The sequence below is a fragment of the Streptomyces sp. NPDC036822 genome (assembly GCF_055609145.1).
In genome coordinates, this window is sequence record NZ_JBVJPY010000003.1 from 438,801 (window position 1) to 460,797 (window position 21,997).

A 21,997-nucleotide genomic window follows, 5' to 3' on the forward strand; every position below is an offset into this window, starting at 1 on the left:
GATCGCGGGAGGCGGGGCTTGCCACGGACCGCCCGGCATGGGAGAGGATGGCGGCAACCGTACGAAGGGATATTCACGGTGAGCATCGACCCGTCCTCGATTCCGAATTTCGGGGGCCAGCCCCAGCCTCAGGCCGCAGGACCGGCGGGCCCCGTCGTCCCCGACCAGGACCTGGTCAAGCAGCTCCTCGACCAGATGGAGCTGAAGTACGTCGTCGACGACGAGGGTGACCTCGCGGCGCCGTGGGAGGAATTCCGCACGTACTTCATGTTCCGCGGTGAGGACGAGCAGAAGGTCTTCTCCGTGCGGACGTTCTACGACCGCCCGCACTCGGCGGACGACCGCGTCAGGATCCTCGACGCGATCGACGACTGGAACCGCCGCACCCTGTGGCCCAAGGTCTACACCCACCTGCACGAGGAGGAGGACGGTTCCGCGACCCTCCGCCTCATCGGTGAGGCGCAGATGCTGATCGGCACCGGCGTCGCCCTGGAGCACTTCGTGTCCTCCACGGTCAGCTGGGTCCGCGCCTCGATCGAGTTCGACAAGTGGCTCGTGGAGCAGTTCGGCCTGGAGTCCCCCGAGGACAAGGAGTCCGGCGAGTCCGAGTAGGACTCCACGCCGGACTCGCGGGGCCCGGGCGCGGGCCTCAGAGCGCCATGTGCGCGAGCGTCAGCAGATAGACGCCGTAGCCGAACGAGAGCCCGGCCAGGGCCGTGATCACCACGATCGCGGCCCTCGGCCGGGCTCTCGTCAGTGCCAGGGCCAGCGGCAGCAGCAGCGGGAACGCGGGCACCAGGAAGCGCGGCTTGGACTCGAAGAAGCCGGAGCCGCCGACGGTGATGAGGACCAGCACGCCCGTGTAGACGAGGACGGGCAGCGGCGGGCGCTCGGCCACCGCGAGCAGCGCGAAGAGCACCACACCGGCCGCGGTGATCACCAGGGCCATCGCGAAGCCGAACTGCGTCGGCCCCTTCAGCATCTCCCGGACGAAGCGCAGCGCGCCCTCGCCGAAGTCGAAGCGCGAGGTCCAGCCGTCCTGGACGGCGAAGTAGCCGCCGAGCGGATCGCCCCGGCGGGCGCCGACCCACAGCACGTACGAGAGCCAGCCGGCGGGGGCCAGCGCGGCGGCGGCCCACACCGCCCCGTCCACCCGCCCGCGCCGCCGCCACAACTCGTAGCCGGCCGCCGCCAGGACGGCGGCCGCGACGGCGATGCCGTTGGGCCGGGAGAGCCCGGCCAGGGACGCGAGCACGCCCGCCCACAGCCAGTGGCGGGTGAGCAGCGCGTACAGCGACCAGGCGGCGAAGGCCGTCATCAGGGGTTCGGTGTACGCCATGGTCAGCACGATCGAGTGGGGCAGCAGGCCCCACAGCAGCACGAGGACGACTCCCGTGCGGCGCCCGTGCAGCCGTTCGCCGACCAGGTAGACGCCCCAGGCGGCAGCCCCCGCGGCGAGCCAGGACAGGAGCAGGCCGGCGGTGCCGCCGGTGACCGGCAGGATGGTGGTGAGGGACCGGACGAGCCCCGGGTAGAGCGGGAAGAACGCCAGGTCGGACTGGACCACGCCGTCGGGCCAGCGCAGGGTCCGGCCGTAGCCGTGCGCGGCGATCCGGACGTACCAGTCGGAGTCCCAGGACTTCGCGAGCAGCGCGCGCGGCGAGCGGCCGGTGTGCCAGGCGGCGAGGGCGAGGACGAGCATCCCGGTGAGCCGCGCGGCGGCGAAGAGGCCGAGCGCCGGCGCGGCCCGGTGCAGGGCCGCCCGCGAGCGGGGGACGCCGCGGACGCCGGCGGACGCCGGGCGGTCGAGAGTCTCGGCGGACAGGGTGCACCTCCGTGCGCGCGGGAATCAGGTCGGCCCGACAAATCGGTCTACCTGACAATCCGCGCGGCACGGAGGGGGCGCGCGAGCGCGACGGGCCCACCCGGGTGAAAGATTTCCGGCTCAGGGTGTGCGGGGTGATCGGGCCGGGGTCCGGGGTGAGCGGGTCAGGACGCCAGGGCCTTCAGACGGCCGACCGCCTCCTCGAGGACGGGACGCCGCTTGCAGAAGGCGAAGCGGACGAACGGGGCGCCGGCGTCACGGTGGTCGTAGAAGACGGCGTTCGGGATGGCGACGACGCCGGCCCGGTCGGGGAGGGAGCGGCAGAAGGCGATGCCGTCGGTCGCGCCGAGGGGCCGGATGTCGGCGGTGACGAAGTAGGTGCCGGCCGGGCGGTAGACGTCGAAGCCGGCGGCGGCGAGGCCGTCGCTCAGCAGGTCGCGCTTGGCGAGCAGGTCGGCGCGCAGGCCGTCGAGGTACGTGTCCGGCAGGCGCAGCGCCTCGGCGATCGCGTACTGGAAGGGGCCGGAGGCGACGTACGTGAGGTACTGCTTGGCGGAGCGGACCGCGGTGGTCAGCGCCGGGGTGGAGGTGAGCCAGCCGACCTTCCAGCCGGTGAAGGAGTAGGTCTTGCCGGCCGAGCCGATGGTGACCGTGCGCTCCCGCATGCCGGGGAAGCTCGCGAGGGGGACGTGCACGGCGTCGTCGAAGACGAGGTGTTCGTAGACCTCGTCGGTGACGACGAGCAGGTCGCGCTCGACCGCCAGTTCGGCGACCGCGGCGAGTTCGGCGCGGGTGAGGACGGTGCCGGTCGGGTTGTGCGGGGTGTTGAGGAGGATCAGCCGGGTCCGGTCGGTGACGGCGGCGCGCAGCTCGTCCAGGTCGAGGACGAAACGCCCGTCCACCGGACGGAGGGTGACCGGCACGCGGGTCCCGCCCGCCATCGCGACGCACGCGGCGTACGAGTCGTAGTAGGGCTCCAGGGCGATCACCTCGTCGCCCGGCTCCACGAGGGCGAGCAGCGCGGCGGCGATCGCCTCGGTCGCGCCCGCCGTGACCAGCACCTCCGCGTCGGGGTCGTACTCCAGTCCGTACCGCCGGCTCTGGTGTTCGGCGACGGCGGTGCGCAGCTCGGGGACGCCGGGCCCCGGCGGGTACTGGTTGCCGCGCCCGTCACGGAGCGCCCGGACGGCGGCCTCCCGGATCTCCTCGGGCCCGTCGGTGTCGGGGAAACCCTGGCCGAGGTTGATCGCCCCGGTCTTGACGGCCAGTGCGGACATCTCGGCGAAGATCGTCGTTCCGAACTCGGCGAGCCTGCGGTTGAGCAGCGGTCGTGTCATGGCGGCCATCCTGGGCCGAAGCTCTGGAGTTCCTCAAGTGCGCTTTGGGCGCCGACGGGGAAGGGCATCCCCCCTCCACAGCGAATACACGGGGGTGGAACGAATGGAAGTACTACTGATCGCGGGTGTGGTGCTCCTCGTCGGAGTGTGCGTGCTCTCCGGCCGGGGCGGGCGGAGCCGGTCGCGCGGCCGGCGGCGCAGCTGGTGGGAGGGCGGTGGCGGTTCCGACGGCGGTGGTTCGTCGTGCGGCTCGTCCTGCGGGAGCAGCTGCGGAGGTGGCGGCGGCGGGGGCGACTGACCCCGGCGGGACGGCTCCCCCCGGGGCGGGGACGGGGTGAGCGGCCCGGGGCGGACCGCTCCGGGGGGTGGCGGGGGCGACCGGCACGGGGCCGGTCGCCCCTCGTCTCCGAAGGGGCCCGGTGGGGCGCAGGGGCCTGGTGGGGCCAACGTCCCCCAGGCTCCTTCTTGTTGCGGACGCGCTGTCGATTCGCCTTGAACAGTTGAACCGTGGGGCCCCCGAGGGGATGGAAACCACGTCAAGTTGGGTAAAAACGCTGTGAGCTTCCCGCAGTTCATGATTCCCTCGCTGTTGGAAACATCCAGCCCTCGGACCGTGTGTGGACCCGAGTCGGCGATCCCCCACTCCCGTTGGACCCTTCTCCGGGGCGCCCCCGGCCCACCCGTCAAACCGTGTTTGCGGAGCCGACCCATGCTCACGACCCTGAAGACCTCCTACACCGACACGCGCGCGGCCGACCTGGCGTGGGCGCTCGGGCGCGAGCCGCTGCCCGCCCTCGCCGTCCTCGATCTCGAACTGGCCGGAGCGAAACTGCAGTTGCGCCTGCTCGGCGCCTCCCACCAGGTCCTTCTGCAAGAAGAGGGCCGCAGCTGTTCGGAGACGGTGGCCTGCATGCCCGGCAGCAGTACACCGCTGCCGCTGGGCGTCTCCAAGCGGGTGGGCGAGTGGGACTACGAATTCGCGGCGCGCGTCGAGACGCTGTCGCACGGCTCCTTCGCGGGCCGCGCCCAGGAGCTGCTCGCGCTCGTCGCCGACCACCCGAACGGCCTTGCGGGGACGTTCCCCGGCTCGCCGCACGCCTTCACGGCCATGCTGGCGCAGCGCCACGAGGGCCAGGTGCGGTGGCGCACCTGGCACGCGTACCCCCAGGAAGGGCAGCTGGTCGTCACCCGGACACGGATCGGCGTTCGTATGCCTGCCGCACTCTGATGCGCCCCTCGGGTGCGTCAGGTGCACTCGTGTGGGTGACAGGAAGCGATACGGGTGTGACGTAGCGTTACGTGCATGATCGATCCGCCTGTCACCATGCCTCCCAAGAGGGTGACGCGGCTGCCTGTGCGGCCGAGTGCGGTGCGGTCTCCGGTCCTCGTGGTGGTCTTCGTCTGCGCGGCCTGCGGACTGGTCTACGAACTGGAGCTGGTCGCGCTCGCCTCGTACCTGATCGGCGACTCGGTCACCCAGGCGTCCGTCGTGCTGTCCGTGATGGTCTTCGCGATGGGCCTGGGATCGCTGCTCGCCAAGCGGCTGCGCTGTCGCGCGGCGGTCGGCTTCGGCCTGGTCGAGGCCGGCCTCGCGCTGATCGGGGGCTGCTCCGCGCTCGTGCTGTACGCCGCGTTCGCCTGGCTCGGCGAGTCCCGGTACGTCCTGGTGGCGTTCTCGCTCGCCATCGGGGTGCTCATCGGCGCCGAGATCCCGCTCCTGATGTCGCTGATCCAGCGGGCCGAGTCGGCGCGCGCCCCCGGCGCGCGGGACGAGGACGACCCCGCCGGGACGGTGGCGGACCTCTTCGCCGCGGACTACGTCGGAGCGCTGGTCGGCGGCCTCGCGTTTCCCTTCTTCCTGCTGCCCTGGCTCGGCCAGCTCACCGGGGCGCTGGTGACCGGCGCGGTGAACGCCGTGGCGGGCGGCGGCCTCGTGCTGTGGCTGTTCCGGCGGGACCTGACCGCCCGGTCCCGGGCACTGCTGATCGGTGCCAACCTCACCGTCCTCACCGTCCTCGCCACCGCGACCGTCCTCGTCGACGACTTCGAGCAGGCTGCGCGGCGCGCGGTCTACGGCGACAGCGTGCGGGTCGCCGTCCGCACCGGGATGCAGGAGGTCGTGCTGACCGGCGAGCGCGGCGGGCCGCCCGAGCTGTTCCTGGACGGACGGCTCAGGGGCGGAGGCCGGGACGAGTACCGCCACCACGAGTCGCTGGTGCACCCCGCGATGAACGGGCCCCATGCGCGCGTGCTCGTCATCGGCGGCGGGGACGGCCTCGCCGCGCGCGAAGTGCTGCGGTATCCGGCAGTCCGTTCGGTCACCGTCCTCGCGCTCGATCCCGGAGTCGTCCACCTCGCCCGGACCGACCCTCAGCTCGCCGCGCTCAACGGCAACGCCCTGCGGGACCCGCGCGTGCGGGTGGTCCACGCCGACGCCTTCCACTGGCTGCGCGGGGCGGGGACGGGCTCGGAGCCGGTGCCCGAGCCGCGGTACGACGTGATCGTCTCGGACCTCCCCGACCCGGGGATCACCTCCAGCACCAAGCTGTACTCGGAGGAGTTCTACGGACTGGCCGCCCGGATCCTCGCGGACGGCGGACGGCTCGTCGTCCACGCCGGACCGGCCTCCGGCCGCCCCCGCACCTTCTGGACCGTGGAGGCCACGCTGCGGTCCGCCGGGTTCGCGGTCCGGCCCTACGGCGCGAGCGGGGGCGGCAGCGGCTTCGCCGGGGGCCCCGACCGGGCCGGGCGCCCCGGCCGTGAGGGCGCCGGAACGGCGGACCGGGGGTACCTCCTCGCGGCCCCCGGCCCCTACCCGCCCGCGCTGGGCCTCGCCGCCGACGCGCCCCGGCTGCGGTCCGTCACGGTGGGCGGACTGGAGGCGGAGGCGCGCAGGGTGGAGCGGACCCGGCCCGGCGACCTGCCTCCTTCGACGCTCGTCCACCCGCGCTACGGCGGCTGACCGCGGTCGGCGAGGCGGTCGGCGGGCATTCCGGCGGGGGCCGGGCGCCTGCCGACGCCGGCCCCGGGCGGGTTCGGAGGCTTCCGCCGTGCCGCGGGGTCCTCGGTGCGGGCTGCGCGACCGGGGGTCCGCCGGGCGGGTTCGGAGGCTTCCGCCGTGCGCGACGCCGTGCCGTGGCCGTCGAAACAGGCGACGGGGCGACCGGGGCTGAGTAGGCTCGGTTTCCATGGAGCATGAGGTGTTCGTTCCGGTTCCGGCCGAGGTCCTGCGCGAGACGCTGACGGACCCGGCTCGGGTGGCGCGCTGCGTCCCCGGCCTCCAGCAGGACGCCGACGCGGAGGCGGGCCCGCTCTCGGGCCGCCTCAAGGTCCGGGCCGGCGGTCACACGATCACCTACCGGGGCGCGCTCCGGCTGACCGAACGCGACGGGGTCCTCTCCGTCGACGGCGAGGGCACGGAGGTGCGGGGCAAGGGCTCGGCGAAGCTGTCCCTGACGCTCAGGCTCACGCCGGTGAAGGACGGCACCTCGCTCGGCTTCAGCGGGACGCTGACCGCGGACGGCCGCCTCGCCGAGCTGTCCGAGGAGACGCGTGCCTCGGCCGGTGCCCGGCTCTGCGACCGTCTCGCGGAGAGCCTGACCGCCGCGGCGGTCGCCCACCTCCGGACCGACGCCGCCACCGACGAGACGGACGCGGACCTGGAAGCGCACGAGGACGCCGCTGCCGCCGCTGCCGCCGCGGCGCAGGCCGGATCAGGCGCCCGTCCTGACCTGTCCGGGCCGGACGCGGAGGACGAGGCCGACAGCGACAGTGACGGTGTCGACGACGGGGTGGAGGAACCCCACCGGCCGTCCGTCTACGACACTCCCGTCCCACCGCCCTCCCTCGACCCCCTCCTGGGGGACGACTTCGAGGACGCGCCGGTGGAGTACCCCGCCGAACCCGCCGCCGCCGAGGCCGCGCACGCCCGCCGGACGATGATCGGGCGCAGTGCGGAGGAGGTCGACCACGCCCCGCCGCGGGGCCGGTACGCCCCCGTCCCCGCTCCGGACTCCAGCAGCGCCGGCGCCACCCTGCGCTGGATCGCCCCCGCGGCCGCACTCGCCATCGCCTCCGCGGTCGTCGTCGGCCGAGCCCTGCGTCGCCGCCGCTGATCCCGTCTAAGGTCGGACCGTGACCAAGCAGACGCGACTGACGGCGGGCGACGCCGAGTTGACCATCGACCCCGACAACGGCTGCCGGATCGAGAGCCTGCGCATCGGCGGCACCGAGCTGTTGCGGCAGGGGGAGCGGTACGGGTGTTTCCCGATGGTTCCGTGGTGTGGCCGTACCGCGAACGGGCGCTTCCAGGACGGCGCGACCAGCCACCAGCTGCCCCTCAACGCGCCCCCGCACGCCATCCACGGCACCGGCCGTGACACGGCGTGGAAGACGGCCCGCGCCGGTGAGCGCGAGGCGGCCTTCGCCTACGACCTCGCGGCGCCCTGGCCGTACCAGGGGCGGGTCACCCAGCTCTTCGAGCTGACCGAGGACAGCCTCACGCTCACGCTCGGCGTGGAGACGGCCGGGGACAGCTTCCCGGCTCAGGCCGGCTGGCACCCCTGGTTCCTGCGGAACCTGGGCGGCGACGGCCAGGACGTGCGGATCGACTTCACCGCCGACTGGCAGGAGGAGCGTGGGGCGGACCACCTCCCCACCGGCCGGAGGATCGACCCCGCCCCCAGCCCCTGGGACGACTGCTTCGGCATGCCCGCCGGCGTCGACGTCACCCTCACCTGGCCGGAGCAGCTGGAGCTGAAGGTGACCAGCCGGTCCCCCTGGGTCGTCGTCTACGACGAGCCGAAGGAGGCGGTCTGCGTGGAGCCGCAGTCCGGTCCGCCCAACGGCCTCAACACCCACCCGCGGTACGTGACCCCCATCGATCCCCTGGAGATCTCGGCGACCTTCGCCTGGCGGCGGCTCTGAGCGGCCCCGAGGACAGCGCGGCGGGTCCCCGGCCGGCGCCGGCCCGCCGCGGGGCCCCGAGGGTCTGCGCGGGGGAACTCGACCGGCCTGATCGGCAGGTCACCCCCTAAGCTCATGGTCATGACTGACGTACGTGCTGACCTGCTCCAGCAGATCAAGGACAAGGCCGTGGTGCACGGCAAGGTGACCCTCTCCTCGGGGCGGGAAGCCGACTACTACATCGATCTGCGCCGGATCACTCTGGATGGCGAGGCCGCGCCGATGGTCGGTCAGGTCATGCTCGACCTCACCGCGGAGCTCGACTTCGACTGCGTCGGCGGGCTGACGCTGGGCGCCGACCCGGTGGCCACCTCGATGCTGCACGCCTCCGCCGCGCGTGGGCAGCGTCTGGACGCCTTCGTCGTCCGCAAGGCGCAGAAGGCGCACGGCATGCAGCGCCGCATCGAGGGCACGGAGGTCAAGGGCAAGCGCTGCCTGGTCGTCGAGGACACCTCCACCACCGGCGGCTCGCCGCTGACCGCGGTCGAGGCCGTGCGCGAGGCGGGCGGTGAGGTCGTCGCCGTGGCCACGATCGTGGACCGGGGTGCGGCCGGCGCGGTCGCCGAGGCGGGGCTGCCGTACCTCACCGGATACCAGCTGAGCGACCTCGGGCTCGTCTGACCGACGCGAAGTCGTGACGTAGCCCTGGGGGTGCTTCTGCATCGCCTCTGACCTGGGGTTTTTTCAAGGGGTGGAGTGTTTCACGTGAAACACTCCACCCCTTCGTCATGGTCTCCGGACGAGAGTCTGGAAAGATGGGCCCCGACGATGACGTCGCCCCAGGTCAGGGTCAAGCACGCCACGCACACACCGCACATCACAAGGAGCGGACGAATGCCCATCGCAACCCCCGAGGTCTACAACGAGATGCTCGACCGGGCGAAGGCAGGCAAGTTCGCCTACCCGGCCATCAACGTGACCTCGTCCCAGACCTTGCACGCTGCGCTGCGCGGCTTCGCGGAGGCCGAGAGCGACGGCATCATCCAGATTTCGACCGGCGGCGCCGAGTTCCTGGGTGGCCAGCACAAGAAGGACATGGTCACGGGCGCCGTCGCCCTGGCCGAGTTCGCGCACATCGTCGCCGCGAAGTACGACATCACGGTCGCGCTGCACACCGACCACTGCCCGAAGGACAAGCTGGACGGCTATGTCCGCCCGCTGCTCGACATTTCCGCCGAGCGCGTCAAGGCCGGTCGCAACCCGCTGTTCCAGTCGCACATGTGGGACGGCTCCGCCGAGACCCTCGCCGACAACCTGGCCATCGGCCAGGAGCTGCTGGCCAAGGCCGTAGCCGCCAAGATCATCCTTGAGGTCGAGATCACCCCGACCGGCGGCGAGGAGGACGGCGTCACCCACGAGATCAACGACGAGCTGTACACCACCGTCGAGGACGCCATCCGTACCGCCGAGGCCCTGGGCCTGGGCGAGAAGGGCCGCTACCTGCTGGCCGCCTCCTTCGGCAACGTCCACGGCGTCTACAAGCCGGGCAACGTCGTGCTCCGCCCCGAGCTGCTGAAGGACCTCCAGGCGGGCGTCGCCGAGAAGTTCGGCAAGGCCTCCCCGTTCGACTTCGTCTTCCACGGCGGCTCCGGCTCCACGGCCGAGGAGATCGCCACCGCACTGGAGAACGGCGTCGTGAAGATGAACCTCGACACCGACACCCAGTACGCCTTCACGCGTCCGGTCGCCGACCACATGCTGAAGAACTACGACGGTGTGCTCAAGGTCGACGGCGAGGTGGGCACGAAGTCCACCTACGACCCGCGCACCTGGGGCAAGCTGGCCGAGGCGGGCATGGCCACGCGCGTGACCGAGGCGTGCGCGGCGCTGCGCTCGACCGGTACGAAGCTGAAGTAACCGCTGTTGTGCGACGGGCCCGGCACCACGAGAGTGGTGCCGGGCCCGTCGGCGTATCCGGAAGTGAGGCGTGGTGTTCGATTTCGACCGGGAGACGGACCGGCGCGGTACCTGGTCCGTCCAGTGGGACGGCATAGCGGACCGCTTCGGCGTCCCCGAGCTGCTGCCCTTCACCATCTCCGACATGGACTTCGCCTCCCCGCCGGCCGTCCTCGACGCGCTGCGCGCGCGGGTGGACCACGGGGTCTTCGGCTACACCGACTGGCGTCTCGGGGAGTTCCGGGAAGCCGTACGGGAGTGGTACGCGACGCGGTACGACACCGAGGTCGACCCGGAGGCGCTGGTCTACGCCCCTTCCGTGCTCAACCAGCTCTCCCAGCTCCTGCGGATGTGGACCGAGCCAGGGGACGGCGTCGCCGTGCACACCCCCACGTACGACGGCTTCCGCAAGGCCGTCGCCGGCCTCGGCCGGGAGCTGCGGGGTGTGCCGATCGGTGACGAGGAGGCGCTGGAGGCGGAGCTGGCCCGGCCCGGCACCCGGATGCTGCTGCTCTGTTCGCCGCACAACCCCACGGGCCGGGTGTGGCGGGAGGACGAACTGGCGCGGTTCGCCGCCCTCGCCGAGCGGCACGGCGTCGCGGTCGTCAGCGACGAGATCCACGCGGACATGGTGGCCGAGGGCCGGCGCCATCTGCCCTGGACGCGCTTCGCCGAGGCGGGGCGCGGCCGGCGGTGGGCCGTGGTGACGTCGGGGACCAAGTCGTTCAACTTCCCCGCGCTGACCGGCTCGTACGGGATCATCGGCGACCCCGGCGAGCGCGAGGCGTTCATCCGGCGCATGGAGACCGGCGAGGGTCTCGCCTCTCCGGCCGTGCTCTCCCTGACCGCGCACATCGCCGCGTACCGGCGGGGCGGGCCCTGGCTGGACGAGCTGCGGGCGTATCTGGCCGGCACCATGCGGATGCTCGCCGGGCGGCTGTCCGACGGGCTGCCGGGGGTGCAGTGGTCGCCGCCGGAGGCCGGCTATCTGGCATGGATCGATCTGCGACCGCTCGGCATCGACGAGAGCGCGCTCCAGCGCGAGCTGATCGAGACGGAGAAGGTCGCGATCATGCCGGGCGGGGTGTACGGAACCCCGGGCTTCGTCCGGCTCAACGTGGGCTGCCCCCGGGCGAAGGCGGAACGGGGCGTGGACGCCCTGGTGAGAGCGGCGGGCAGGCTGCGGACCCGCTGACCGGACGGGGGAACCGCTCACCCGATACCGGGAGGCGGGCTGTCGGCGCGGTGATCTACTCTTCGCTCACCGGCCCCTGACGTAACGGGGCCGGGGACCATTGGGGGGTCACATCATCGTGCGCAAGCGCACTCTTTCCGCCGTGACGTCGCTCGCGGTTCTCTTCAGCTCCGCGGCGCTCGTCGCGGGTTCGGCAGGCTCCGCCGCTGCCGACGGCAGCAAGGTCCTGCCGGTGTCGTCCGTGGGCGACATGGTGGTGGACGGTGTCCACCAGAAGGTCTTCATCAGTGACCCGACCGGCGGCAAGCTGGTCGTCACCGACTACGCGGGCACGGTCCTGACGACCGTCGTGGACCTGCCCGGCGTGAAGAGCCTGGAGCTCTCCGCCGACTCCTCCCGCGTCTACGCGGCCGTGGCCGGCAAGGACACGATCGTCGAGGTCGACACGCAGACCGCTCAGGCCGTGTCGTACGCCGTGGGCGCCGACGTCCAGGGCGCTCTCGCCCAGGCCGGCGGCAAGCTCTGGTTCGCGTACGCCGGGGCCGAGGTCGGCTCGCTCGACCTGACCGGCGGGGAGCCGGTCGTCGCCCTCGACCAGGTCGAGGGTGGTACGTGGTCCAGCGGCGCCACGCTGCTGCTCGGCTCGGACCCCGCGGCGCCGCACGTGCTGGCCGTCGGGGACAAGGACTCGTCGCCGACGACCCTGGCCGTCTACGACGTCTCGACCGGCGTCCCGGCCGTGAAGGCGAGCAAGTCGGTCAACGGCAGCCTCCAGGAGCTGGACGTCACGCCGGACGGGCAGCAGGTCATCACGTCCAGCGGCGCGCCGTACCACCACCCGGCGTTCTCCGCCACGGACCTGTCCGAGCAGATCCAGTACACCAGCAACCCGTACCCGAACTCCGTGGCGATCGCGCCGAACGGAAGCATCGCGGGCGGCACGTTCTCCTGGTACGACCCGGACGTCCACGTCTTCGAGCCGGGCACGGCGAAGCCGGTGCGGCAGTACGACTTCCCGAACACCGGCGGCAACAGCGGCGCCGACACCCTGCTGCCGGGCGCCCTGGCCTGGGCTCCCGACGCCGCCAAGCTGTTCGCGGTCTCGGAGAACAGCTACGGCGTGCGCACCCTGCGCGTGTACGACGACTCCACCAAGGCGCTGCCGGTCATCACGGTCAAGGCGCCCGCGACCGCGGCCCGCGCCAAGCCGCTGACGGTGACCGGCACGGTCACCGCCACGCGGCCGCTGCCGGCCGGGACGACCGTCGCCGTGACCCGGTACGACGTCGAGGCGCCGCAGGGCAAGGCCCTCGGCACCACGACGCTCTCGGCCGGCGGGGCGTTCTCGCTCACCGACACCCCGACCGCGGCCGGGAACGTCACCTACAAGGTGGCGTACGCCGGAGGCGCCGCGCACGCCGCGGCCTCCGGGACGGCCCTCGTCAAGGTGGCGCACGTCAAGACGGCGCTGACGCTGGACCGGAACGGCCTCACGGTCAACTACGGCACCAACGTGACGTACACGGCCACCCTCGGCCCGACGTACAAGAACCGCACCGTGGAGATCTGGGCCGACCCGTGGGGCCCCGAGCCCAAGCGGCTGCTCAAGCGCGGCACGGTCAACTCGGTGGGCAAGCTGTCCGCGACGATGTGGATGAGCCGCGACACCACGGTGACGGCGGTCTTCACGGGCGACGCGCGCAACGCGTACGCCTCGGCCAAGTCCGGGGTCTACACCCGGGCCGGCGTCACGACGGCGCTCTCCCGCCACTACAAGTGGACCAAGCTGGGCAACGTCTGGCACCAGACCTACCGCCAGTCGGCCGACGCGCTGATCACGACGTGGCACAACGCCTACCCGGACCGCCACACCCGTCTCGACCTGCAGTACTACTACGCCGGTGCCTGGCGTGACGGGGGCTCGGAGTACTTCCGGCTCGCGTCCGACGGCAAGTCGTACGTGACGCTCGACGGCGACGGGGCGGCCGGCATGAGCTTCCGCGTCCGCTCGGCGTACATCGACGGCGCCGCAGGCGACAACGTGAACGCCACGGTCTACGGCCCGTGGAAGTACTTCAACTTCACGCGCTGAGCCGTCCGGCCGTTCCGGGCCCCGTCCGCCGTCCGGCGGGCGGGGCCTTCGCGTTCGGGGCAGCATGCAGGCATGGAGGACATCAGGCTCGCCTCGCGAACCGGGCGATGGATCATGCTCACCACCGTCCTCGGCTCCGGGATGGCGTTGCTCGACTCCACGGTCGTCAACGTCGCCCTGCCCCACATCGGCGAGGACTTCGGCGCGGACATGGCCGACCTCCAGTGGACCGTCAACGCCTACATGCTGACGCTCGCCGCCCTGATCCTGCTCGGCGGCGCCCTCGGCGACCGGTACGGGCGGCGGAAGGTGTTCGTCGTCGGGGTGGTGTGGTTCGCGGCCGCGTCGCTGCTGTGCGGGCTCGCCCCGAACGCCGGGATCCTGATCGCCGCCCGCGCCCTCCAGGGCATCGGCGGCGCGCTGCTCACCCCCGGTTCCCTCGCCCTGATCCAGGCCAGCTTCCACAAGGACGACCGGGCACGGGCGGTCGGGCTGTGGTCGGGGTTCGGCGGCGTGGGGGCGGCCGTCGGCCCGTTCGTGGGCGGCTGGCTGGTCGACGGGCCAGGCTGGCGGTGGGTCTTCCTGCTGAACGTGCCCCTGGCCCTGCTGTGCGTGCCGGTGGCGCTGCGGCACGTCCCCGAATCGAGGGACGAGAGCGCCCACGGCCGCTTCGATGTCGCCGGTGCCGTGCTCGGTGCGGCGGCGCTCGCCTTCGTCACCTACGCGCTGATCGCCGAGGCGTGGTGGGCGGGAGCCCTCGGCCTCGCGGTCGGAGCCGGGTTCGTGGCCCTGGAGCGGCGGCGTGAGGAGCCGATGGTGCCTCCGTCGATCTTCGCGTCCCGGCAGTTCACGGTCGTCAACCTGGTCACGCTGTGCGTGTACGCGGCGTTCGGCGGCTTCTTCTTCCTGGCCACGCTCCAGCTCCAGGTGGTGTCGGGGTACACCGCGCTCGGCGCGGGCACGGCGCTGCTGCCGACGACCGTCCTCATGCTGCTGCTGTCGGCGAAGTCGGGCGAGCTGGGGGAGCGGATCGGACCGCGGATCCCGCTGACCGTGGGGCCGCTGCTCTGCGCCGCCGGGATGCTGCTGATGCTGCGGGTGGGGGAGGACGCCTCGTACGTGAGCGACGTGCTGCCGGCGCTGCTCGTGCTGGGCCTCGGGATGACCGCCCTGGTCGCGCCGCTGACCGCGACCGTCCTGTCGTCCGTGGACGTCTCCCGGGCGGGCCTGGCGAGCGGGATCAACAACGCGGCCGCGAGGGCGGCGGGGCTGCTCGCGGTGGCGGCGCTGCCGACGCTGGCGGGCATGGGCCCGGAGGCGTACCGCTCGGCGGAGGAGTTCGGGGAGACCTTCCGGCGGGCGATGCCGATGTGCGCGGGGCTGCTGGTGGCCGGCGCGGTGCTGGCGTGGGCGACGGTCCGGAACCCGAAGGCGGCCGCGGAATGCCATCCGGGCTGCCGGGTGCACTGCGGGGTGACCGCGCCGCCGCTGGAACCGGGGGAGCGGGGGCGGTCCGGCGACCGTTGAGCCGGGCGGGCGGGGGCGGTCCGGCGCTCGTCGATCCGGGCGGGCGTCGGAGGTTCGCGGGGATCCGTCGATCGCCGGGCGAGCCGGGGGCGGTCCTGGGCCGGGGGTGGCGGCGAATCCGGCGACCACCGAGCGGCGGCGCTGAGGCAGACTGGGGCCATGGCACTCCACGAGAACCTGCTGGGCGGACCGCCCCCCACCCACCTGCCCGACGATCCCGAGCCGCGCGAGCTGCTCGCGAGCGGCACGGCACCGGCGGACGTCGCCGCGAAGTACCCGACCTCCTCGCTCGCCTGGGCCCAGCTCGCCGACGAGGCCTACGACGGCGGCCGGGTCATCGAGTCGTACGCCTACGCCCGTACCGGGTACCACCGGGGCCTCGACGCGCTGCGCCGCAGCGGCTGGAAGGGCCACGGCCCGGTCCCGTGGGAGCACGAGCCGAACCGCGGCTTCCTGCGGGCCCTGCACGCGCTGGCGCGGGCGGCGGGCGACATCGGCGAGAAGGACGAGTACGAGCGCTGCTCGACCTTCCTGCGCGACTCCTCCCAGACGGCGGCCGACACCCTCGGCTGAGCCCGCGCTTCCGTACGAGACGGCACCCACCCCGAGCGAGCGACACCGCGCGCCCGGGGTGACGCGTCTGCGCCGCACCCGAGCGGCGCGGCCGGCCGCACGCCCGCGCCGAGCCGGAGGACCCGCCGGATACCGGCCCGGGTCCGGCCACGGACCCCCGCGAGCCGCCCCGCGCCACGGGACCCGCGCCCGCCCCGGGACCCGCCCCGCGCCCCGCCCGGCGCCGGGCCCCGGGCCCCGGGCCCGCCCCCGTCGGCGCCCTCTCCCGGACCCCCTTCCATCAAAACCGGTCATAGTCCGCCGGTCGTTCGAGGCGCGTTCGAAGGGGCGGTTACGATCCTTCGGACCGTTGGACCGAGCCGCCGGCGCGGAGGCCCCACCCTCTCCCCCATCCCGGCACACGCAGGGGAGAAGTCTGTCTTGGGCAAGCGCGCGGCCGCACCCGCTGGACGGCGACGAGCACCGGACCGCCGCCGAGGGCGCGGCCGGGCCGGACGGCGCCCCGTGGCGCGGCTGTTCCTCCTCGTGCTCGGCCTGGTCGCCCTGTCCCTCGGCGGCGGCGCCGCCCTCGCCCACCTCCGGGACGACCGGAGCGCCGGCGCCGCGGCCGCCCCGCCGCCGGACCCGGTGGCCACGACCACCGCGCCCCGCCCCACGCCGCCGGCGCCCCCGCCCAAGCCGACGACCTCCCCGAAACCCACGCCCAAGCCGAAGCCGACGGCGAAGCCCGGAAAGCCGACGGTCCCCACCAGCGGAGCCGGGACCTTCACCACCGCCCGGGCCTCCGGCGCCCCCGTCGGCACCGGAGGCTCGCTGCGCCGCTACCGCGTCCAGGTCGAGGACGGCATCACCCTCTCCGCACGTGAGGCCGCCGCCGAGATCGAGCGGATCCTCGCCCACCCCCAGGGCTGGGCGGCCCATGGCCGTGGCCGGTTCCAGCTGGTCACCGAGAACGCCGACTTCGTCATCCGGATCGCCACCCCGGCCACCGCCGACAGGCTCTGCCTCGCCAACGGCCTCAACACCCGCGGCGAGCTGAACTGCGAGACCACGAGCGGTGTCGTGGTCAACCTCCGGCGCTGGACGCTGGGTTCCCCGACCTTCGCCGGCCCGCCCTCCGCGTACCGCCACCTGATCATCAACCACGAGGTCGGCCACGAGATCGGCATCCGCACGCACATGGGCTGCCCCGGCGAGGGGAAGCTCGCGCCCGTGATGATGCAGCAGATCAAGGGCCTCCACGGATGCAAGTCGAACGCGTTTCCGTATGACGAAGACGGTAGCTACATCAGCGGTCCGATCGTGTCATGATGCGGAGGGGACGCGTGCGACGCAGCTCGCGCACCCGAGGGGACCGGGGCTCCACTGCCACACGGAAGGAGCGGACCGCTACCCGGTAATACGTATCGAGGAGACAGAAATGTCCACCTTCCCCGATGCCTCTGGAGCCGGTTCGGTCGATGACCCGAACCTCGACTTCGCGGGCACGACGCCGTACGAGGACTACGTCCAGGCGGACGTCCTCACCCACCTCCAGCACCTGCGCTCCGACGATCCGGGCGAGATGGTCTTCCTGGTCACCACCCAGGTCATGGAGCTGTGGTTCACCGTCATCGTCCACGAGTGGGAGACCGCCGGCCGCGCGCTGCGCGAGGACCGCGTGCCCGTGGCGATGGACGCGCTGAAGCGCTCCGTACGCGAGCTGGAGGCCCTGAACCACTCCTGGCGGCCGCTCGCCCAGCTCACCCCGGCCCAGTTCAACGCCTACCGCGGGGCCCTCGGCGAGGGTTCCGGCTTCCAGTCGGCGATGTACCGCCGGATGGAGTTCCTGCTCGGCGAGAAGTCGGCGTCGATGCTGGTGCCGCACCGCGGCGCGCCCCGGGTCCACGCGGAGCTGGAGAAGGCGATCCAGGAGCCGAGCCTCTACGACGAGGTGCTCGGGCTGCTGGCCCGGCGCGGGCTGCCCGTGCCGGCCGCCGTCCTCGGCCGCGACCTGTCGAAGAGGTACGAGGCGTCGCCCGAGATCGAGCGGGTCTGGGCCGGGATCTACGCCGATCCCGACCAGAACGCCGAACTCGTGCGCCTCGGCGAGGCGTTGAGCGACGTCGCCGAACTGGTCTGGCGCTGGCGCAACGACCACCTGGTGGCGACCCGGCGCGCCATGGGGTCCAAGACGGGCACGGGCGGTTCCGCGGGCGTGGCCTGGCTGGAGAAGCGGGCCCAGAAGAACGTGTTCCCCGAGCTGTGGACGGCCCGCAGCCATGTCTGAGTCCTTGCGCGAGAAGGCGCTGCGGCGCGACGCCGAGGACGATCTCGGCAAGCTGCGCGAGAAGTTCGCCCTCGACGAGGTCGTCTATCTCGACGGGAACTCGCTCGGGGCCCTGCCCGCCCACGTCCCCGCCCGCATGGCGGACGTCCTCACCCGCGAGTGGGGCGAGCTGCGCATCCGGTCCTGGGACGAGAGCGGCTGGTGGACCGCGCCCGAGCGGATCGGCGACCGGCTCGCCCCGCTCGTCGGCGCCGCCCCGGGCCAGGTCGTCGTCGGCGACTCGACCAGCGTGAACGTCTTCAAGGCCGTGGTGGGCGCCGTCCGGCTGGCCGGCGACGACCGGGACGAGATCCTCGTCGACGCGACGACGTTCCCCACCGACGGGTACATCGCCGAGTCGGCGGCCCGGATGACCGGCCGCCGGCTGGTGCCCGTCGACCCGGCCGGCATCCCGGCCGCGGTGGGCCCCCGCACGAGCTGCGCACTCGTCAACCACGTCGACTACCGCACCGGACGTCTCCAGGACCTGCCCGGCATCACGGCGGCGCTCCACGCGGCGGGCGCGCTCGCCGTCTGGGACCTCTGCCACAGCGCGGGCGCGCTGCCCGTCGGCCTGGACGCCCACGGCGTCGACCTGGCGGTCGGCTGCACGTACAAGTACCTCAACGGCGGGCCCGGTTCGCCGGCCTACCTGTACGTCGCCGAACGCCATCAGGCCGCCTTCGACTCGCCGCTCCCCGGCTGGAACTCGCACGCCGACCCGTTCGGCATGACGTCCGGCTTCCGCCCGGCCGAGGGCGCGCGGCGCGGCCGCGTCGGCACCCCGGACATCCTCTCCATGCTGGCGCTCGAAGCGGCGCTGGACGTGTGGGAGGACGTCTCCCTCGACGCCGTGCGGGCCAAGTCGCTCGCCCTGACGGACTTCTTCCTGGAGTGCGTACGGGAGTACGCGCCGGCGGGCCGGGTCGCGTCCCTCACCCCCGCCGAGCACGGTGAGCGCGGCAGCCAGGTGGCCCTGCGCTGCGCCGAGGCGCCCGCCGTGATGGCCGAGACGATCCGGCGCGGGGTGGTCGGCGACCTGCGCCGCCCGGACGTGCTGCGGTTCGGCTTCACCCCGCTCTACGTCGGCTTCGCGGACGTGGAACGGGCCGCCCGGGTCCTCGCCGAGGTCCTGGCGGACGTGCCGCCGCACGGCTCGCCGGAGGCGCGCGCCGACGCTCCCGCCGACGGGCACGGGAAGGCGGGTGCGGGGGTCCTCTCGGAGGCGGTCTCCGACTGAGGGCCGAAGGTCCGATGATCGCTCGATCTGCGGGGGCCCCGGTCCTGGTACGGTCCCCGCAGGTCAGGCCAATTCGGCCCCGTCCCCGAGAGGTTGGAGCAGCATGCCGGACCCCGCCGCGCGCGACGCAGCCGAAGAGGCATCGGCCTTCTCGCACCCGGCCGTCGCCCCCGACGCGTCCGCCGCCTACGGCGAACACCCCGACCAGATCGTCGACTTCTACGCGCCGCGGGACGGCCGGCAGCGGGCTCCGCTCGTCGTCGCGCTGCACGGCGGCGCGTGGCGGGCCCCGTACGACCGGTGGCATCTGACTCCTTTCGTGGACTTCCTGGCCCGCCGCGGCTTCGCCGTCGCCAACGTCGAGTACCGGCGCGGCAGCGACATCCCCCGGCAGGGCGGCACCACCCCGGTCGCCGGGCGATGGCCGGAGACCTTCGACGACGTCGCCGCCGCGCTCGACGCCGTCCCCAGGCTGGCCGCCGAGCACCTGCCGCAGGCCGACCCGCGGCGGATCGTGCTCACCGGACACTCCGCGGGCGGCCACCTCGCCCTGTGGGCCGCCTCCCGGCACGTCGTCCCGGCGGACTCGCCCTGGCGGCTGCCGGCCCCGCCCTCGCTGCGCGGGGTCGTCGCCCTGGCCCCCATCGCCCACTTCGACCGGGCGGTCGAGCTGGCCGTCTGCGGTGGCGCCGTGACCCAACTCATGGGCGGAGACGGCGAGTTCGATGTACGGGCCCGGTACGCGGACCCCGCGCTGCTGCTGCCGACCGGGATCGCGACCACGATCGTCCAGGGCCGCGACGACGTCGTCGTCCCGCAGGCCGTGGCGGAGGCGTACGTGGACGCGGCGGCCAAGGCGGGGGAGACGGTCGGGTTCACCCTCCTGCAGGACGTCGGCCACTTCCCGCTGATCGACCCGGCGGCGGACGCGTGCGCGGTGGTGGCGGAGGAGATCGCCCAGCTCGCGTTCTGACCCTCGGCGTCGTCCCCGGTAGTACTCAGGGGGGAGGCGGAAGGATCCATATTCCTGGTGACGACCGCGCCCCCCGGCCCGCCTACCGTGGACGACGTGACCCAGACCCGTGAACAGAGCCGCAGCCCCGAGTTCCGCCTGGCCCAGGGCGCGCTCGGAGGGCTGCGCAAGGACCTCTTCCGCAACGCCTTCGCCTACCGCCCGCTGCCGATGGCGGCACTGGACGGGCGGATCGCGAGACGGCTGCCGGACCGGATACGCGCCCGAGCGGGATGGACCCCGCACGCGGTGGTCGCCGGCTGGGCCTTCCTCGTCTTCCTGATCGGCGCCGCCGCCGCCGAGGGCTCGGCGCCTCCGCTGATGGCGATCTACGCCTTCGGGCCCGCGCTGATCGTGCTGATGACCCTCGTCCGCCCGGTGCTCGCCTTCTGGGCGTCGCTGGCCGCCACCCCGTTCCTGGGGTTCGTCGGCGGCTTCGGGGACGGCTGGCCCTGGTCGCCGAACATGTTCGCCGCGCACGTCATCGTCATGACGGTGGTCGCCGCCCGCACCCGGCCCCGTACCGCCGCCTGGATGTGGCTGATGACCTGCGGATACGCGGTCTTCGCCGAGTTCTTCCTGGGGATGGGCGGTGACACCACCGACGCTGCGCCGCTCCTCTTCGTCGCCGCGCTCGCGCTGCTCGTCGTCACCGTCGTCCAGGTCCGCCGGCAGGCCGATCAGGAGGTCACCGCCCAGCAGACCGTGACCGCGCACGAGCGCTCCCGCCGCACCCTCCTGGAGGAGCGCACCACCATCGCCCGCGAGCTCCACGACGTGGTCGCGCACCACATGTCGGTGGTCGCCATCCAGGCGGAGGCGGCACCCTACCGGGTGGAGAACCCGCCGCCGGAGCTGGAGCAGGCGTTCGTCACGATCCGCGAGAACGCGGTGGCGGCCCTCACGGAGCTGCGGCGCGTCCTCGGGGTCGTACGGGCGGAGGACTACGAGGCCCCCGACGCCCCGCAGCCCACCCTCGCGGACCTGGACGGGCTGGTGGCCAACGTGCGCGACGCCGGGCTCGACGTGGAGAAGACGGTGACCGGCGCCGTCCGCGAGCTGCCCCAGGGGGTCGAGCTCTCCGCGTACCGGATCGTCCAGGAGGCGCTGAGCAACGTGCTGCGGCACGCGCCGGGCGCCGGGGCGAAGGTCGAGGTCAGCTACGTTCTGGGCGGTCTCGGGCTGCGGATCGTCAACGGACCCGGGCGCGGCGTCTCCAAGCCCTCCCCCGGGGCGGGCCACGGGATCACCGGCATGCGGGAACGTGTCACCATGCTGAACGGCGAGATGACGGCCGAGCCCACCGAGGACGGTGGCTACGAGGTCACGGCGTTCGTCCCGGTGGCGCGCGAGGAGGCCGAGCAGTGATCCGTGTACTGATCGTCGACGACCAGATGATGGTCCGCGAGGGCTTCTCGGTGCTGCTCGGCGCGATGCCGGACATCGAGGTCGTCGGCGAGGCCGTCAACGGCCGCGAGGCGGTCGCGCAGGTCGCGGCGCTGCGCCCGGACGTGGTCCTCATGGACATCCGGATGCCGGAGATGAACGGCATCGAGGCGACCCGCGAGATCGTGGCCGCGGACGCCGACGCCAAGGTGCTGGTCCTGACGACCTTCGATCTCGACGAGTACGTCTACCAGGCGCTGCGCGCCGGGGCCTCGGGCTTCCTGCTGAAGGACGCGTCGGCGCGGCAGCTCGCGGACGGGGTACGGGTGGTGGCCGCGGGGGAGGCGCTGCTGGCGCCGACGGTCACCAAACGGCTGATCACCGAGTTCGCGAAGGCGGTCGAATCACCCAGGCAGCCGGCGTTGTCGCAGGTGGGGGAGTTGACCGAGCGGGAGACGGAGGTCCTGGTGCTGATCGCGCAGGGGCTCTCCAACGCGGAGATCGCGGACCACCTGGTGGTGGCCGAGTCGACGATCAAGACGCATGTGAGCCGGATCCTGGTGAAGCTGGGTCTGCGGGACCGGACGCAGGCGGCGGTCTTCGCGTACGAGGCGAGGCTGGTGCGGGTGGGCGGGTAGCGT

At 73.1% G+C, this 21,997-nt stretch carries 19 protein-coding genes; 17 read left to right on the forward strand and 2 right to left on the reverse strand.

Going from position 1 to position 21,997, the window contains the following annotated elements; genetic code table 11:
- Window positions 1-78: 78 nt before the first annotated feature.
- A complete protein-coding gene (locus tag ACZ68P_RS09535) occupies window positions 79-612 on the forward strand; it encodes a type III secretion system chaperone family protein (protein WP_365712962.1) in 534 nt (177 codons plus the stop codon).
- Window positions 613-649: 37 nt separating this feature from the next.
- On the opposite strand, the gene ACZ68P_RS09540 is transcribed toward ACZ68P_RS09535, so the two are convergent.
- A complete protein-coding gene (locus tag ACZ68P_RS09540) occupies window positions 650-1,702 on the reverse strand; it encodes a glycosyltransferase family 39 protein (RefSeq protein WP_471004536.1) in 1,053 nt (350 codons plus the stop codon).
- A gap of 287 nt (window positions 1,703-1,989) precedes the next feature.
- Window positions 1,990-3,171 carry a pyridoxal phosphate-dependent aminotransferase gene (locus ACZ68P_RS09545; protein ID WP_471004538.1) on the reverse strand — a complete coding sequence of 394 codons (1,182 nt, stop codon included), beginning with the start codon at window positions 3,169-3,171 and terminating at the stop codon, window positions 1,990-1,992.
- A 700-nt stretch (window positions 3,172-3,871) separates the two neighbouring features.
- Between ACZ68P_RS09545 and ACZ68P_RS09550 the strand changes: the two genes are divergently transcribed.
- The 16 genes from ACZ68P_RS09550 (at window position 3,872) to ACZ68P_RS09625 (ending at window position 21,994) form a co-directional block, all read left to right on the forward strand.
- On the forward strand, window positions 3,872-4,390 hold the full coding sequence (locus ACZ68P_RS09550; RefSeq protein WP_365712956.1) for a DUF2617 family protein: 519 nt from the start codon (window positions 3,872-3,874) through the stop codon (window positions 4,388-4,390).
- Between the two features lie 75 nt (window positions 4,391-4,465).
- The gene (locus ACZ68P_RS09555; protein WP_471004540.1) at window positions 4,466-6,124 is read left to right on the forward strand and encodes a polyamine aminopropyltransferase; all 1,659 of its coding nucleotides are present in this window, start codon (window positions 4,466-4,468) and stop codon (window positions 6,122-6,124) included.
- 226 nt (window positions 6,125-6,350) lie between these two features.
- Window positions 6,351-7,277 carry an SRPBCC family protein gene (locus tag ACZ68P_RS09560; RefSeq protein ID WP_471004542.1) on the forward strand — a complete coding sequence of 309 codons (927 nt, stop codon included), beginning with the start codon at window positions 6,351-6,353 and terminating at the stop codon, window positions 7,275-7,277.
- A 19-nt stretch (window positions 7,278-7,296) separates the two neighbouring features.
- Window positions 7,297-8,088, forward strand: a complete 792-nt coding sequence (locus ACZ68P_RS09565) for an aldose epimerase family protein (RefSeq protein ID WP_471004544.1) — start codon at window positions 7,297-7,299, stop codon at window positions 8,086-8,088.
- Between the two features lie 120 nt (window positions 8,089-8,208).
- On the forward strand, window positions 8,209-8,748 hold the full coding sequence (gene pyrE, locus ACZ68P_RS09570; protein ID WP_471004546.1) for an orotate phosphoribosyltransferase: 540 nt from the start codon (window positions 8,209-8,211) through the stop codon (window positions 8,746-8,748).
- 213 nt (window positions 8,749-8,961) lie between these two features.
- Window positions 8,962-9,984: a class II fructose-bisphosphate aldolase gene (gene fbaA, locus ACZ68P_RS09575; protein ID WP_471004548.1), complete on the forward strand. Its 1,023-nt coding sequence runs from the start codon at window positions 8,962-8,964 to the stop codon at window positions 9,982-9,984.
- A 73-nt stretch (window positions 9,985-10,057) separates the two neighbouring features.
- Window positions 10,058-11,218 carry a MalY/PatB family protein gene (locus tag ACZ68P_RS09580; protein WP_471004550.1) on the forward strand — a complete coding sequence of 387 codons (1,161 nt, stop codon included), beginning with the start codon at window positions 10,058-10,060 and terminating at the stop codon, window positions 11,216-11,218.
- 142 nt (window positions 11,219-11,360) lie between these two features.
- A complete protein-coding gene (locus ACZ68P_RS09585; RefSeq protein WP_471004552.1) occupies window positions 11,361-13,310 on the forward strand; it encodes an Ig-like domain repeat protein in 1,950 nt (649 codons plus the stop codon).
- Window positions 13,311-13,382: 72 nt separating this feature from the next.
- The gene (locus tag ACZ68P_RS09590) at window positions 13,383-14,837 is read left to right on the forward strand and encodes an MFS transporter (protein WP_471004554.1); all 1,455 of its coding nucleotides are present in this window, start codon (window positions 13,383-13,385) and stop codon (window positions 14,835-14,837) included.
- A gap of 159 nt (window positions 14,838-14,996) precedes the next feature.
- Window positions 14,997-15,410, forward strand: coding sequence for a DUF3151 domain-containing protein (locus ACZ68P_RS09595; protein ID WP_365712940.1), 414 nt, complete (start codon window positions 14,997-14,999; stop codon window positions 15,408-15,410).
- Between the two features lie 504 nt (window positions 15,411-15,914).
- Complete coding sequence (locus ACZ68P_RS09600; RefSeq protein WP_471004556.1) at window positions 15,915-16,721, forward strand: DUF3152 domain-containing protein; 807 nt, start codon at window positions 15,915-15,917, stop codon at window positions 16,719-16,721.
- Window positions 16,722-16,830: 109 nt separating this feature from the next.
- Window positions 16,831-17,679, forward strand: coding sequence for a tryptophan 2,3-dioxygenase family protein (locus ACZ68P_RS09605; RefSeq protein ID WP_471004558.1), 849 nt, complete (start codon window positions 16,831-16,833; stop codon window positions 17,677-17,679).
- Window positions 17,672-18,958, forward strand: coding sequence for a kynureninase (kynU, locus tag ACZ68P_RS09610; RefSeq protein WP_471004560.1), 1,287 nt, complete (start codon window positions 17,672-17,674; stop codon window positions 18,956-18,958). The genes ACZ68P_RS09605 and kynU overlap by 8 nt, the downstream gene beginning before the upstream one ends.
- A gap of 103 nt (window positions 18,959-19,061) precedes the next feature.
- Window positions 19,062-19,931: an alpha/beta hydrolase gene (locus ACZ68P_RS09615; protein ID WP_471004562.1), complete on the forward strand. Its 870-nt coding sequence runs from the start codon at window positions 19,062-19,064 to the stop codon at window positions 19,929-19,931.
- A gap of 57 nt (window positions 19,932-19,988) precedes the next feature.
- Complete coding sequence (locus ACZ68P_RS09620) at window positions 19,989-21,338, forward strand: sensor histidine kinase (RefSeq protein WP_471004564.1); 1,350 nt, start codon at window positions 19,989-19,991, stop codon at window positions 21,336-21,338.
- The gene (locus ACZ68P_RS09625) at window positions 21,335-21,994 is read left to right on the forward strand and encodes a response regulator (RefSeq protein WP_471004565.1); all 660 of its coding nucleotides are present in this window, start codon (window positions 21,335-21,337) and stop codon (window positions 21,992-21,994) included. Before ACZ68P_RS09620 ends, ACZ68P_RS09625 begins: the two co-directional genes overlap by 4 nt.
- Window positions 21,995-21,997 lie beyond the last annotated feature (3 nt).

Coding starts and splice junctions, on each gene's coding strand:
- ACZ68P_RS09540 (WP_471004536.1), bottom strand. CDS start 1,702: ATGCTCGTCCTCGCCCTCGCCGCCTGGCACACCGGCCGCTCGCCGCGC.
- ACZ68P_RS09545 (WP_471004538.1), bottom strand. CDS start 3,171: ATGGCCGCCATGACACGACCGCTGCTCAACCGCAGGCTCGCCGAGTTC.
- ACZ68P_RS09550 (WP_365712956.1), top strand. CDS start 3,872: ATGCTCACGACCCTGAAGACCTCCTACACCGACACGCGCGCGGCCGAC.
- ACZ68P_RS09555 (WP_471004540.1), top strand. CDS start 4,466: ATGATCGATCCGCCTGTCACCATGCCTCCCAAGAGGGTGACGCGGCTG.
- ACZ68P_RS09560 (WP_471004542.1), top strand. CDS start 6,351: ATGGAGCATGAGGTGTTCGTTCCGGTTCCGGCCGAGGTCCTGCGCGAG.
- pyrE (WP_471004546.1), top strand. CDS start 8,209: ATGACTGACGTACGTGCTGACCTGCTCCAGCAGATCAAGGACAAGGCC.
- fbaA (WP_471004548.1), top strand. CDS start 8,962: ATGCCCATCGCAACCCCCGAGGTCTACAACGAGATGCTCGACCGGGCG.
- ACZ68P_RS09590 (WP_471004554.1), top strand. CDS start 13,383: ATGGAGGACATCAGGCTCGCCTCGCGAACCGGGCGATGGATCATGCTC.
- ACZ68P_RS09595 (WP_365712940.1), top strand. CDS start 14,997: ATGGCACTCCACGAGAACCTGCTGGGCGGACCGCCCCCCACCCACCTG.
- ACZ68P_RS09605 (WP_471004558.1), top strand. CDS start 16,831: ATGTCCACCTTCCCCGATGCCTCTGGAGCCGGTTCGGTCGATGACCCG.
- kynU (WP_471004560.1), top strand. CDS start 17,672: ATGTCTGAGTCCTTGCGCGAGAAGGCGCTGCGGCGCGACGCCGAGGAC.
- ACZ68P_RS09615 (WP_471004562.1), top strand. CDS start 19,062: ATGCCGGACCCCGCCGCGCGCGACGCAGCCGAAGAGGCATCGGCCTTC.